This is a genomic window from Undibacterium sp. TJN19 (assembly GCF_049339485.1).
GTDB lineage: Bacteria > Pseudomonadota > Gammaproteobacteria > Burkholderiales > Burkholderiaceae_D > Undibacterium.
In genome coordinates, this window is the sequence record NZ_JBMPPL010000005.1 from 177,953 (window position 1) to 191,927 (window position 13,975).

10 protein-coding genes are annotated in these 13,975 nt (G+C 50.0%); 6 read left to right on the top strand and 4 right to left on the bottom strand.

Translation table 11 applies throughout. The features are described 5' to 3' along the window. The first annotated feature begins 24 nt into the window (after positions 1–24). Positions 25–990 carry a magnesium/cobalt transporter CorA gene (corA, locus tag ACO0LH_RS15955; RefSeq protein ID WP_422942104.1) on the top strand — a complete coding sequence of 322 codons (966 nt, stop codon included), beginning with the start codon at positions 25–27 and terminating at the stop codon, positions 988–990. A 156-nt stretch (positions 991–1,146) separates the two neighbouring features. Here the strand turns inward: corA and ACO0LH_RS15960 are convergent, their stop codons facing one another. Further along, on the bottom strand, positions 1,147–2,040 hold the full coding sequence (locus ACO0LH_RS15960; RefSeq protein ID WP_422942105.1) for a phosphate/phosphite/phosphonate ABC transporter substrate-binding protein: 894 nt from the start codon (positions 2,038–2,040) through the stop codon (positions 1,147–1,149). 23 nt (positions 2,041–2,063) lie between these two features. On the opposite strand from ACO0LH_RS15960, the gene ACO0LH_RS15965 reads away from it, so the two are divergent. The 4 genes from ACO0LH_RS15965 to ACO0LH_RS15980 all read left to right on the top strand — a co-directional run bounded on the left by ACO0LH_RS15965 (position 2,064) and on the right by ACO0LH_RS15980 (position 5,141). Next, positions 2,064–2,255, top strand: a complete 192-nt coding sequence (locus ACO0LH_RS15965; RefSeq protein ID WP_422942106.1) for a hypothetical protein — start codon at positions 2,064–2,066, stop codon at positions 2,253–2,255. 58 nt (positions 2,256–2,313) lie between these two features. Then, positions 2,314–2,892, top strand: coding sequence for a hypothetical protein (locus ACO0LH_RS15970; protein WP_422942107.1), 579 nt, complete (start codon positions 2,314–2,316; stop codon positions 2,890–2,892). 75 nt (positions 2,893–2,967) lie between these two features. After that, positions 2,968–3,852 carry an alpha/beta hydrolase gene (locus tag ACO0LH_RS15975; protein ID WP_422942108.1) on the top strand — a complete coding sequence of 295 codons (885 nt, stop codon included), beginning with the start codon at positions 2,968–2,970 and terminating at the stop codon, positions 3,850–3,852. Between the two features lie 107 nt (positions 3,853–3,959). Beyond that, the gene (locus tag ACO0LH_RS15980) at positions 3,960–5,141 is read left to right on the top strand and encodes a DUF3667 domain-containing protein (protein WP_422942109.1); all 1,182 of its coding nucleotides are present in this window, start codon (positions 3,960–3,962) and stop codon (positions 5,139–5,141) included. A 73-nt stretch (positions 5,142–5,214) separates the two neighbouring features. Here the strand turns inward: ACO0LH_RS15980 and ACO0LH_RS15985 are convergent, their stop codons facing one another. After that, positions 5,215–6,462, bottom strand: coding sequence for a sensor domain-containing diguanylate cyclase (locus ACO0LH_RS15985; protein WP_422942110.1), 1,248 nt, complete (start codon positions 6,460–6,462; stop codon positions 5,215–5,217). Positions 6,463–6,956: 494 nt separating this feature from the next. Here ACO0LH_RS15985 and ACO0LH_RS15990 point away from each other — a divergent pair, with 494 nt between their 5' ends. Next, complete coding sequence (locus ACO0LH_RS15990; RefSeq protein WP_422942111.1) at positions 6,957–8,654, top strand: alkaline phosphatase family protein; 1,698 nt, start codon at positions 6,957–6,959, stop codon at positions 8,652–8,654. 80 nt (positions 8,655–8,734) lie between these two features. On the opposite strand, the gene ACO0LH_RS15995 is transcribed toward ACO0LH_RS15990, so the two are convergent. Together ACO0LH_RS15995 and ACO0LH_RS16000 are read right to left on the bottom strand one after the other, a co-directional pair. Next, entirely contained in the window at positions 8,735–10,294 is a 1,560-nt protein-coding gene (locus tag ACO0LH_RS15995; protein ID WP_422942112.1) for an oligopeptide:H+ symporter, read from the bottom strand. A 482-nt stretch (positions 10,295–10,776) separates the two neighbouring features. Then, positions 10,777–13,974 carry an efflux RND transporter permease subunit gene (locus tag ACO0LH_RS16000; RefSeq protein ID WP_422942113.1) on the bottom strand — a complete coding sequence of 1,066 codons (3,198 nt, stop codon included), beginning with the start codon at positions 13,972–13,974 and terminating at the stop codon, positions 10,777–10,779. Position 13,975: the final 1 nt, after the last annotated feature.

Below are 13,975 nucleotides of genomic sequence, written 5' to 3' on the forward strand. Positions count from 1 at the left end.
CCGACAATCCATACCAAATAAATTATGTTAATCAATTGCGTGACCTATCAGGAAGGTCGTAAATTAGCTGACATACCCATTGCAGAAATCAGCGACTACGTACTGCGGAAAGACCGGTTCGTCTGGGTCGCCTTGCGGGATGCCTCGGATGAAGAATTGCAGACCATGCAGGAAGAGTTTGGCTTGCATGAACTGGCTGTGGAAGATGCGCGCCACGGTTACCAGCGTCCAAAAATCGAAGAGTATGGCGATTCCCTGTTTGCTGTCATTCATACCGTGGAGCTGACAAATGGCGAATTGAATATTGGTGAACTCAATATTTTTGTCGGTGAAAACTATGTGCTGTCTGTACGTAATCGCTGCCAGCAAAATTTCCTGGGGGTGCGCCAGCGTTGTGAACGTGAACCACACCTGCTCAAACATGGTTCCTCCTTCGTTTTCTATGCACTGATAGACGCCATCGTGGACCGGTATTTCCCGGTCGTCGAAGCGCTGGAAGCAGAGCTGGAAATGATAGAAGAACAGATCTTCACCAAAGGCAGTGAACGCGCCAATATCCAGCGTCTGTATCAGTTGAAGCGCAAGATCATGGTGATCAAGCATGCGGTCACACCATTGATGGAAGCCTGCGGCAAACTGTTTGGCGGACGCGTACCTGCAATGTGCGTCAATACGCAGGAATATTTCCGTGATGTGTATGATCACCTTTACCGCGTCAATACCTCGATAGAAACCATACGCGACACCATCAGTACGGCGATACAGGTCAACCTGTCGATGGTGGCAATTGATGAAAGTGAAGTCAACAAGCGTCTTGCTGCCTGGGCGGCGATCTTTGCTGTCGCCACTGCCTTTGCCGGCATCTGGGGCATGAACTTCAAAGCCATGCCAGAACTGGAATGGCGCTATGGTTACCCCATGGCGCTCGCAGTCATGTGCGGGGTCTGCGGCTATTTGTACTATCGTTTCCGCAAGACGGGCTGGCTGTAGATATTGTAAAACCTGCTGTTGCAAATCTCATTGTTGCAGATCTCGTTATGATGGGACGCGCATCCAGTGAAATATTCTTGCAGCATGCACAAGCCAACAAAAAACGCATCGTATATTGACGATGCATTTTTTGTTTTCGACAAACACGTCAACTACTTATTCAAATGGCGGCGCCTTCACTGCCCGCATGGCATTTTCCAGTGCAGTGGTGCTTAGAGGCTCAATAAAACCCTTGATGCCAGCAGTTTGCGCCGCGGTTTCACTCGCCGTCATCTTGATCAGTGCCGTTTTGATTTCTGCGGCCACATCCTTGCTCACATGGGGCAAGGCGACGACAAAATATTCAGGGTACAACTCGGTAGTCAGCAAATACGGAAACTTGGCGTCTTTGCGTTCATCAAGGATAATGAAGTCGTCCAGCTTGATCTTGCCTTCCTTGGCCATGTTTTCCAGTATGCCGGTGCGCACAAAAGCCGCACTGGATTTACCTGACTGCACAGCCAGTATGGAATCATCCTGGCTGGTGGTGGTGAACACTCCGTAGTCTCGCTTGATCTGCATGCCTTTTTGCGACAGGTGATACACCTGGAATAAATAACCGCCCGCAGACTGGATACCCAGTGCGCTGACCGGCTTGCCTTTCAAGTCTTCTATCTTGCTGATACTGCCGCCTTTTTTTGCCACCACCACGCCACCAAAAACCGAACCTTGCTTGCCATTGAGTGATGCCAGTAGAAAGGCATTCAGTTTCACCTTCAACATCAATGTCTGGTTGGGGTTGGCAAGCACAAAATCCACTTTCTTTGCACTGGCATCACCAAACACTTTGGATACCTCCAGGGGAACGATGTCGATTTGCTTCCCCGTCGCCTTGCTCAGGTATTTACCCAGCTCCTGCCACTGTGCCTGGGTCTCCTGTACCGAACGCGGTGCATTGACGCCCAGTTTGAAACTTTCTGCACTGGCGGTTTGCAGTGTAAATAAAGATAAAAGGAATGCGCCCATCGTCAGACGCGCAAACATGACAGGGGAGAAAAGCATATTTTTCATCATTTACCCTCGTATGAAATATCGTGGATATGTCGATTTGTAACAAGCTAGTACAAATTCAGAATAGCAGCTTTCGCGGAATGCGTATTGAAATTAACAAAAAGAAACTATCCGCCATGTATCATGGCCTGCTTGCTAGCCTTATGGAAAAAATGCGCTGGAAACCAGCCTACACAGACTTTAGTATTTTTCGCCAGATGGCAGGCCTGTTATAAAATAGCGTGTCCAGGCGCGTGCCTTGTTTTGTCGAAAAACCTCAATTACACTCTCAAAATGAAAAAAATCCTGTTTTTACTTCTGCTGCTGGGTAGTGCTGGTAGCAGTTTTTCTCAAGACTATCTGGAAAACATTAGCCGCAAGTCTTGTGAATGCGCAGATAAAATCCCTTTGGACAGTCCAAAGGAAGGCTATACGGCTCAATTCGGCATTTGCATCATCAAATCCTTCTCCCCTGCTGAAAAGGAACGCTTCCAGAAAGAGTTCAACCTGAACTTCAATGACATGAGCAAGGACGGTGAAAAGATCGGCTCCATCGTTGGTACCAGTATGGCTTCACAATGTCCGAATACTATCCTGAAGATTTCAGCGGTCAGTAAGGGCACCTCAGGTTCTGCAACAGGCGTGGTCAGCAAGATAGAGAATGACTCTTTTGTCGTGTTCTCCCTGCGTGAACGCAATGGCACCAATAGCAAATTTATCTGGCTGACGCAATTCCCATCAAAATTTGACCTGCCAAATACCTATCAAAGTTTGCTGGGCAAAAACGTTGAACTCAAATACGAAGTCAAAAATATTTTTGACCCGAAAATTGGCGAGTACCGACAATACAAGGTGTTGACCGACATTAAGTAAGGCATCCAATTTGCGTGCATGGCGGCTAATGACGCGCTATGCACCCTTTCCAGTACACATGCGCGGGGTAACAGCATGTCCCTCACAAACAGTTTTTGTGCCTTGATGTTGAGTACCCTGGCCACCGGTTTCAGCCAGAATGTAGCGGCAGCAGCATCTCCTGGCGAACCTGCCCCAGACACGCCCAGCCCCATGCGACCATCAACAGCACAAGCAAACGTCAGTGTGTTGCCGACATTGCTGACCATGCCAGACCTGGATCGCCAACGCCAGTTGCGGATTTACCTGCCACCGTCCTACGCGACCACAAGCAAATCCTATGCAGTTCTTTATATGCATGACGGACAAAATTTATTTGATGATGTAACAGCTTATGCTGGTGAGTGGCAAGTAGATGAAACCATGAATGCGCTGGCACAAAGCGGCGAACTGGAATTGATCGTGGTTGGCATAGACAATGGTGGCGAAAAACGCATGCAAGAACTTAGCCCCTGGAGTAATCCCAAATTTGGCGTAGCCGAGGGCAGGCAATACATGGATTTCATTGTCAATGTCGTCAAACCAGTCATAGACAAGCAGTATAGAACCAAGCCAGACCGCAGCAACACCGCCATCATGGGAAGTTCCATGGGCGGCTTGATTTCTCACTATGCAATTTTGCAGTATCCCGATATCTTCAGCAAAGCCGGGTTGTTCTCACCCTCATACTGGTTTTCCAATGCAGCATTTGAACTGGTGAAAAATACGCCGCCAAGAAAAGATGCGCGACTGTACCTGATGACGGGGGCAAAAGAAGGCGGCACTATGGCCACTGATACTGTGCATATGGCTGAAGATTTTTTGAAAATGGGACACCCACCTGAAAACCTGCCCGTGCGCATCCCTGAAGACGGGAAACACAATGAGCAATTCTGGCGCAGCGAATTCAGACAGGCAATCTTGTGGCTCTTCCAAAAATAAGCTGGCATTTGCAACATCGTGACAGCGTATTGCCAGCAGTATCGTCAACCATCTTGAGAAGAAAGCGCGAATCGGGCACAATCGCAGCACGCCAGTGAGGAGCGAAGATGAATCTTGATATAGAAGTAGCGACCGACGTGATTGCTGAAGCCGTCGTCGTCAATGAAATCGAAAAAAGCGGTAGCCACGCTGCCCAGCCTGATGAAGCCCACCATGCCTGCGCCAACTGTGGTACCCAGCTTCAGGGCGCATATTGTCATGGCTGTGGACAGTCTGCCCATATCCACCGCTCTATCTTTCACATGGCAGAAGAATTGTTGCATGGCCTGCTCCATTTCGAAACCAAAGCCTGGCGCACCATACCCGCCCTTATTTTTACACCGGGCAAATTGACGCGCAACTATATCCAGGGACAGCGCACCCGCTACGTGTCACCGCTGGCGCTGTTTTTGTTCCTGATTTTTTTGATGTTTTTTGTGTTTTCGATGACAGGTAGCGGCAATATATCGAACAGTTTTTCGGATAAAGCGCATACCAGTACAGGCATTGGCAAAGAGCTGGAAGATACGCGCAAAAAACTCGCCTCGATGCAGGCAGAGCGGGCAAAACTTCCGGCTGGTGACCCACTGCTGGAATCGAATAATGAAGATATCAAGGAGTTGGAAAACGAAATTACTGCGCTGGAATTAGCTCTGAAACTGGCTAAAACAAAAGAAGAAGATATCAAGTCAGGAAAGACTGAAAAGACTGAAGAGGCTAAAGAAACAGACGACAAGGTAACAGTCACCTCAGACACTTCGATAACAGATGAACTGGCGTCAAGGCTTGACAAAAAATTCGATGATAAGAATTTCCATACTACCGCTCCCAACAACCTGGTCGCTAAAATCCGGCATGCATTGAAAAATCCTGAACTGACCCTTTATAAAATGAAGGGTAATGCGTCTAAATTTGCCTTCATGCTGATGCCGATTTCACTACCATTTCTATGGTTGATGTTTGTGTTCAAACGCAAGTACGTGATGTTTGATCATGCGGTATTTTCATTGTATTCCTTATCCTTCATGGCTCTGCTGCTGATGGCAATGGCGATATTGAACAAATTTGATTTTACCAAGTCAGCCGTTTTACTTCTGGTGTTCATACCGCCCATTCATATGTTCAGCCAATTAAAACAAGCCTATCAACTGGGCATCTGGGGCAGCCTGTGGCGTACTTTCGCCATGTTGTTTGTTGCTACGTGTTCCCTGTCGGTTTATGCACTGATGGTGATAGGACTCAGCGTATAGCTCTGGCGGCTTGCCGCCGCCAGCTTGCTTTGCAAGCTTTGTACCGGAGGCCTGATCTACCGTGATAAGGGCTTCAGGCTTCCCAGGTCACCTGATTGCGGCCATTGCTTTTTGCCTGATATAGCGCCTTGTCTGAACGCTCCAGCATGCGGCCAAGGCGGTCATCTTCGGTCCTGTAAGTGGCGATACCGATGCTGACGGTCAGTGAAAATGGCTCGCCTGTTGTTGAAGTCAGCAGTATCGCCTGGATGCTGGTACGTATGCGTTCAGCCACCAGCATGGATTCCGCACGCGTCGCCTGCTGCAACAGGATGCAGAACTCCTCCCCACCCAGCCGGCCAAACAAATCAGAATCACGCAATTCGACTTTAACGGTTTCGGCAAACCGGATAAGAGCCTGATCACCCGACTGGTGGCCATATTTATCATTGATGCTCTTGAAGTAATCCAGATCCAGCATCAGCAAAGTCATGTTGGTCTGATAGCGCTGACAGCTTTTAAAAATATGTTCGGCATGTTCAAGAAACGCACGCCGGTTGGCAATGCCGGTCAGAGAATCCGTGGTAGCAAGCCTTTGCAATTCTCTTTCCATCACCTTTCGCTGGGTGACATCGCGGCAAATTCCTTCCACGCCAGCGAATTTACCGTCGTCGTCATAAAGCGCCTGGCTGTTGACGGAAATATCGATGATGCTGCCGTCTTTATGCACCATCTGGCCGGGGAAATCTGAAACCATGCCGTCAGTCTCAATCGCATGCTTGAACGCATCTCTGTCAGACACCTGCGGGTAAAAAGATTCTGCTGGCTTGCCTTCCATTTCTTCCGGTTCAAACCCCAGCACCTTCTGCACTGCAGGGCTGATCTTCTGGATAATGCCGTACACATCCGTGCGGTAATACACGTCCTGCATATTTTCAAACAGGCGCCGGAAATTAAATTCACTGAGGCGCAGTTGTTCTTCCATCTCACTATGCTCGGTCATGTCCATGCCTGTGATCATGACCGCATCTTTGCCCAGGTAATGAATGGCACGGCTGATCACTACCAGCATGCGAAAATTACCTTTGCTGGTGCGTATGCGGAATTTGCTGTTGGCGTTGGACCAGTTGTCACCCTGCTTTTTGAGGCGCCCCTGTGAGCGCGGCTGATCAAGAGGATGCACATAGTCTTTCACCGGATGCCCCAAAACCACGTGCTCATTCTCTGCGTCCAGCAATTGCAGGGCAGCAGGATTAAGCTTGACCAGTTTGTCATCAACGACAATGGCTATAGCCACTGGCATGATGTCAAACAGGTACGAATAGGTGGTGTCGTTACTCAAGAGGAACTCGGCTCAAATACAGTTTAGATGCAGTTTAGATATAGTTTAGATGCAGTTCAGCTACGGTTTCGATCCAGTTCAAATGCGGTTCAGGCTGCACACAGTCCCGCATCATTTCATTTTACTGCGCAAAAACTGGGCATAGGTAAGAAAAGATCATACCTGACAGAATGTTTTTACAGCGCAACATCTGCCAGGAAACCACTGAATCAAGCCGCAAAATAGCAAAACATTGTGAACATTTCTTATCGGCAATGTTGATTGCGACTGTCATATCCCTGTCAGAACAAGCGTGTAGTGTATGCTTTCATCGCTATTGCTACTATCGGCTCGCAACATTGCTGGTTAAGACTTACGCAAAATTGTCACGACAAGGCGTAGCGACGAAGACAGTACCTTAGGCGGCTCCCATGAGAGGTGCTGTAACGCTTTGGGCAGTTTTGCGTAAGTCCTGCTGCTTTTATTAACCTGATTCATCATCACTCTGACAGACCATGAAGAAACCATTTCCTGATGCCCGGACTGCACGTACCGGCAATCTTCGCAGACTCTTTTTATTGACTTGCATTGCCGCATCAACGGCAATTTGCACCTTGACCGTGCAAGCTGCTGAAAAACCGGCGCAGCCAAAACTGGTGGTGGTATTAGTCGTCGACGGCCTGCCACAAGAACAGGTAGTACGCTACCGTGATCAGTTCGGTCAGGGAGGTTTGCGTCGCCTGCTGGATCAGGGTGCCTGGTTCAGCGATGCGCATCAGGCGCATGGTGTCACCGTCACCGCAGTTGGCCATACCGCCGTGCTGACGGGTGCTTACCCTTACCAGCATGGCATCATCGGCAATAACTGGATAGACCCTGTGACACTGGCGTCTGTCTATTGCACCGAAGATACGGCCCACACCTATATTGGTGAAGAAACCAAGGCCAGCGATGGCACTTCCCCGGCTAATCTGCGCGTCAGCACTTTGGGCGATGAATTGCGTTACGCCAATGGTGAACGCAGCAAGGTCATCACTGTATCAGGCAAGGACCGTGGCGCGATCCTGCTGGCGGGCAAAACTGGCACTGCCTATATGTACATGGGCAAATCCGGTAATTTTGCCAGCAGCACCTATTACATGAAAAACCATCCTGAATGGGTACAGAAATATCTGGCAGGCAAACCGCAAGACCGTTTCTATGGCAAGGAGTGGAAACCTCTGCTGGCAGACAGCGCCTATGCAATGGATGCCAATGATGAACTGGTCATCGATCAGAAAGAAAAAGACAAGCGCTTCCCGTTTATCTACAACAGCAAATCCGGCAAACCTGATGCTGAATACTACGGCAAGCTTTACACTGGTCCCTACCTTGACGAAATGACGCTGGATTTTGCCCGTGCTGCAATTGAAGGTGAAAAGCTGGGCCAGAACCCGGCAGGCGTCACTGACGTGCTGGGCGTCAGCCTGTCCAGTCACGATTATGTCAATCACAGCTTTGGCCCTGAAAGCCGCATGTCACATGACCATCTGCAAAGACTGGACAGGCTGCTGGCGAACTTCTTCAGCTATCTGGATAAACGCGTGGGCCTGGATAATACGGTCGTGATTTTGACGGCAGACCATGGCTTCCCCAACGTGCCAGAATTTTCGCAATCAATCAAAAGGGATGCGCAACGCCTTGACGGCAAAAAAATGCTGGAAAGCCTGAATCAATACCTGTCTGAAAAATTTGGCCAGGCTGCACTGGCAACAAAATGGTCAAATCCCAATGTACTGCTGGATTACAAATTGATCGAGCAAAAAGGCCTGAAGCGTGAAGAAGTGGAAACAGCCTCTGCCAGATATCTGCTGGGCTTGCCAGGCATAGCGAACGCCTTTACCCGTACCCAGTTTGAAAACGGCAATTTGCCAAATAACAGAATCGGTACCTTGATGCAGCGCGCCTGGAATCGCCAGCGTTCTGGCGACATCACGGTCGTCACCAGGCCTTACTGGTATTTTGGTACTGAAGCGCATGGTACCTCCCATGGCTCACCCTATATCTATGACACCAATGTGCCCTTGATATTCATGGGCAAACCATGGTTCAAACCAGGGGCTTATGGCCAGTATGCCGAGGTCATGGATATTGCACCAACACTGGCACATTTGCTCAGGGTGCGTCCGCCTTCAGGCTCTGAAGGCCGCGTTTTAACAGAGACTCTGCGTTAATCAGGTTCATCAATCCGGTTCGCCTGAAAAAAGCCGCATGATATAAATCATGCGGCTTTTTTATTACTCACGCCAAGAACTTATTCCGCCTGGCGATAATTATTCAGCATAGGATAACTTCTGGCATACAAGGCAAACAGAAACGCCGCCAGCAAGGCAAACCCGGCAAAGAAGAACATCTGGAATGCCGTAACGCTCATGCCAGTTGTCTTGATCTGTTCAGTCACCGCTTCGCTCTTAACACTGGAATTGGCCAGCAAGACCCACAGGTTGCCTATCGTGACCGACAGGTTCCAGAAACTCATGATGACGCCCTTCATTGCCAGTGGTGCCTGGCTATAAGCAAATTCCAGCCCGGTTGCAGATACCAGTACTTCACCAAACGTCAGCAAGGCATAGGGCAGGATCTGCCAGGTAATTTGCAAGGCATTGCCACCATCAATTGCCAACTGCATGAAGCCAACCACAATCCAGGCCAGGCCGGAGAATGCAATACCCAGACCCATGCGGCGCAAGGCGGTCAATTCTATGCCCATGCGTTTTAACAAAGGGTACAGCACCAGGTTATTGAAAGGGATCAGCAACATCACCAGCATGGGGTTCAATGCCTGCATCTGTGCCGACTGGAACCAAGAAGGCTTGGTCATCAGGTCAGCCTGCAATACCCAGGTAGACGCCTTTTGATCAAACAAAGACCAAAACGGTGTGACCAGGGCAAACACGACCAGAATGCGCAGTACCGAACGCACACCATCAACGGCGACGTCAGGATGAATCCCACGTGCACGCTCAAGTTGCATCCAGGCACCCATGCCACCAAAACCCAGCACCAGTACCAGCGCCAGGCAGAGTGCCGCGACAATGCCAATCTTCGGAATCAGGAACAAGGCACCAATTGCCAGCAGGCCACCAAATGCTGCCATGAAAAAGCCGCTTTTTGCCTGCCCTGGCACATCCGTCATCAGGGCAGTACGCACGACATTCAGGAAAGAATGCGGGTCTTTGGCTGCTGGTTTGACATACACATATTTAGTACGGCCAGACCAGAAAATAATCGTGGCGATCAACATCAGTACACCAGGTATACCGAAGGCAATGGCTGCACCGAGTTGCTTCAGGAAGATAGGCATCAACAAGGATGCAAAGAAAGAACCGAAGTTGATGATCCAGTAAAAGCCATCAAACACCTTCTGTGCCAGCTTGCGGTTGGTCTGGTCAAACTGGTCGCCCACGAATGAAGCCACCAATGGTTTGATGCCGCCCGACCCCAGCGCAATCAGAAACAGCCCGGTATAAAAGCCATTGCGGTTATCTTCAAAGATCGCCAGGCAGGCATGGCCGCAGCAATACACCAGGCTTAACCAGAACACGGTATTGTATTTACCAAAAAAACGATCAGCCAGCCAGCCGCCAAGCAGAGGGAAGAAATACACGCCGATCACGAAGGTATGGAAAACTTCTTTCGCCATGCCGGCACGCATGCTTTCAGGCATGGACAACAGCAGGCTGGTAATCAGGAAAGGTGTGAGGATATTGCGCATGCCATAAAAGCTGAAACGCTCGCAGCCTTCGTTGGCGATGATATACGGTATCTGTTTTGGCATCTGTGCCGTGTCGGCACGATCCGCGGACTGAGTCATTCGTCTCTCCTGTTCAATTGTTTTTGTCACACCAATACAAATGCGCTTTTTTGAAGACCGGATTAATTTGCATGGATAGTGGTTTGTTTTCGCAGAGGTGATCTGGAAAACAGTGGGCGAAGTATCCCGATTTGTGGCAATGCCGTCAAGCCTGTCAGATGTCAAAACAGGCTGTTGTTTGCACACGATGTTTACAGCAGATCAGGCTTAATTAGCTAAACGATAAAAAGATGATCAGTGAGCACTAAAAATGTGCGCCGCAGCATTTTTTAATTCTTTGGAAAAGCCCGTGGATATTGAGCCTCAAGGCACCATAAAGAAATCGCTATGAATTTATTCTGAATGGTTATGAATGAAAAAAAGAGATTTCTCAAGAAATTTATTTGTGTGTATTTTGGCGGTGATGATATCGAATAAGACCCACGCAAAACAAAATGCCCGCCTGAAAATCAAGGCGGGCATTTGTAGCGAATCTATGCGTATCAGACAGAAGCCGGACGGCCAGAAACCAGACGCCAGGCCTTGAATGGCAGGCGATAAATAAACCTCACCATGATCAAGGTCAAAATCGCCTCCACGAAAGTCGTGACAAAGGCAAGGAACGTATTCCAGCGCGTTTCACGTCTGCGGAATTTTGCCATCATGCGGTCGAAGCTGATTTCTATGCTGTCATAGAAAGTTGGCACCACCAGCAAGGTCAGAAAGGTTGAAGTAATGGTACCGCCGATAATCGCAATTGCCAGCGGACGATAGAACTCACCGCCCTCCCCCAGGCCAATGGCGACAGGCAGCATACCGGCAATCAACGCGAAGGTGGTCATCAAGATAGGACGCAGGCGCTTGCGACCGGCATACATCAGTGACTCTTCTCGGTCATAACCCTCTTCTTCACGCTTGCGTGCGCAATCAAGCAGGAGAATGGCATTTTTCGCGACCAGCCCCATGAGCATGATGATACCGATAAAGCTCATCAGGTTCAGCGTGCCATTCGTCAGCAGCAAGGCGACAACGACACCGATGAGGCTCAGTGGCAGAGACAGCATGACGGCGATAGGCGCGGTGAATGAACCAAACTGCATGACCAGTATCAGGTACATCAAGCCTATGCCTGATACCAGCGCTATCGTCATTTCGGTAAACAGTTCTTTTTGTGAGCGTGCTGCGCCACCAAGTTCGATACCAAAACCGGTAGGGAAGTTAATCGATTTGGCAATCGCCAAGGCATCGGCAGTGACTTCACCTGATGAACGTCCCTGGGCATTGGCAGATACGGCGACCATGCGCTTGCCATCGGTATGCTGGATCTTGGCCGGGCCTTTGCCCATGGTGATCTTGGCAATCTGCTCCAGCGGCACCATCTTGTCGCTGCCAGCCACAGCGATGGGCAGGCGCTCTATGTTTTCTGCGCTGATACGGTCATCCGGATGCAGACGCACTGCAACGTCACGAGCTTCGCCGGTTGGATCTACCCAGTCACCGATTTCCACACCGGCAAAAGCCACACGCAAAGCCTGTGCTGCATCGTTGACTGAAATGCCGAGTGAATTTGCCAGCCCCCTGTCCATTTCGATTTGCAATTCATCTTTCGGGTCTTGTTCAGACAAACCGACATCGACAGCGCCTTTGACCTTGCTGAGCTTGACCATGAAGTCATTGGCGATTTCCATCAGCTTGCGTGAATCGGGGCCAGAGAATTGTATTTGTACCGGTTTGCGGCCACCGTTTTGCAAATCGTCCTGCACGACATATTCGGCACCGATGATGGTTGCCACCAGTTTGCGCAATTCAACGGCAATTTCTACGGCAGAACGTTTTCTTTCCGTACTCTTGCCTATATCGACATAGACACGGCCACCAGCGCTGTTGATGATACTGTTGGTGACTTTGGTTTCCTTGATGGTGCGTGCCAGCTCCGCTGCTTTTTCAACTTTCAGGCGACCATATTCCAGGCTGGAACTGGAGGGCGTACGGATATCAATCACAATCGTGCCATTGTCTGCCGTTGGCAAAAAACTGGTGCCGCCCTTGGTAATGTGCAAGGCCAGTGCGCCGACCAGGCTCATCGCAGCAATGATGGCCATCCATTTGCGGTGGTGCAAGGCCCAGGCGATCACATTGCCATAACGGTCCGCCTGGCGATCAAACCAGGTATTGAATTTTGCCAGCACCAGGCTGATGCCACGTTTGGGTTCCAGGTGATGACCGACCGGGTCACCCCAATAGGCCGACAACATCGGGTCTAGCGTGAAGGAAATAAACAGGCTGACCATGACCGAACTGGCAACCGTCAGCGCAAAGGGCCGGAACCATTCGCCCGACACACCCGGCATGAAGGCCACAGGGATAAACACGGCAATGATGGAGAAAGTGGTAGACGCCACTGCCAGGCCAATTTCTTTCGTGCCATTACTGGCAGCCGTGCGGCGGTCTGAACCCATTTCCATATGGCGCACGATATTTTCGCGCACCACGATCGCATCATCGATCAATACCCCGATCGCCAGCGACAGGCCCAGCAGCGTCATGAAATTCAGCGTAAAGCCACATAACCAGACAGCGATAAAAGCAGCGATGACCGAGGTTGGCAAACTCAATGCAGTAATCAGGGTAGAACGCCAGGAATTCAAGAATACATACACCACAAAAATCGTCAGCACGGCACCAAACATCAATGACTCAATGACGTTATTCAGGCTGCTTTGGGCATCCTTGCCGCCATCTTGTGTCACTTCTATCTTGGTACCAGATGGCAAGCCCTTGTTGATTTCTTCTGCGAGCACGCGAATCTTGCTGGCTACCGTCACCGTACTGGCATCGCGGGAACGGGTAACCGAAATACCCACGTTCGGCTTGCCATTGCGTACGCTGAAACCATTCAGTTCGGCAAAACTGTCGGCAATGTCAGCTACCTGAGCCAGACGCACAAGCTCGTTGCCGCGCCGCTTGATGACGATGTTCTGGAATTCACCGGGCGATTCTATACGGCCAATGAGACGTATGCTTTGTTCATCCAGCCGGCCCCTGACCTTACCTACGGGTGCCGTGGTATTCTGGTTACGCAAGGCGGTGACGACCTCGGCAACCGAGACATTGTATTCACGCAATTTTTGCGCGCGTAACAGTACCGTCAGTTCCCGCTTCAGGGAACCATCGACCGTGACGGTCGCCACACCATCAATGGCACGGAATTTATCTGATAACTCATCTTCCGCCATGCGCGAAATTTCTGCATGGGTCAGTACATCAGATGTCAGCGCCAGTTGCATGATGGGTTGCGCTGATGGGTCACGCCTCTCCAGTATGGGTTCGCGCATTTCCACAGGTAACTTATAGCGTACCGATGCAATCGCATTTCTAACCTCATCCGAGGCTTCGATCATGTTCTTGTTGAAATTGAAAACGATCTGGATAAATGCACTACCCTCGTTCGCCGTAGAACGTACCTGGTAGACCCCGGTGATACTTTGCAGGGATTTTTCCAGACGGTTGACGATTTCTCGCTCCACCGTTTCCGGTGAGGCACCAGGATACGGTATGCTGATCAGCAATACCGGTTCTTCCACATCAGGGATCTGGTTGACCTTGAGTTTTTTAAGCGCCAGCAAACCCATACACATCAGGGTAATGATAATCACGATCATCGCGACCGGGCGCTTGATACTGAAATCGGATAGGAACATG

Bases quoted from the DNA above. Each gene is read 5' to 3' on its own strand.
- ACO0LH_RS15975 (WP_422942108.1), top strand. From the start codon at position 2,968: ATGTCCCTCACAAACAGTTTTTGTGCCTTGATGTTGAGTACCCTGGCC.
- ACO0LH_RS16000 (WP_422942113.1), bottom strand. From the start codon at position 13,974: ATGTTCCTATCCGATTTCAGTATCAAGCGCCCGGTCGCGATGATCGTG.
- corA (WP_422942104.1), top strand. From the start codon at position 25: ATGTTAATCAATTGCGTGACCTATCAGGAAGGTCGTAAATTAGCTGAC.
- ACO0LH_RS15990 (WP_422942111.1), top strand. From the start codon at position 6,957: ATGAAGAAACCATTTCCTGATGCCCGGACTGCACGTACCGGCAATCTT.
- ACO0LH_RS15980 (WP_422942109.1), top strand. From the start codon at position 3,960: ATGAATCTTGATATAGAAGTAGCGACCGACGTGATTGCTGAAGCCGTC.
- ACO0LH_RS15970 (WP_422942107.1), top strand. From the start codon at position 2,314: ATGAAAAAAATCCTGTTTTTACTTCTGCTGCTGGGTAGTGCTGGTAGC.
- ACO0LH_RS15995 (WP_422942112.1), bottom strand. From the start codon at position 10,294: ATGACTCAGTCCGCGGATCGTGCCGACACGGCACAGATGCCAAAACAG.
- ACO0LH_RS15960 (WP_422942105.1), bottom strand. From the start codon at position 2,040: ATGAAAAATATGCTTTTCTCCCCTGTCATGTTTGCGCGTCTGACGATG.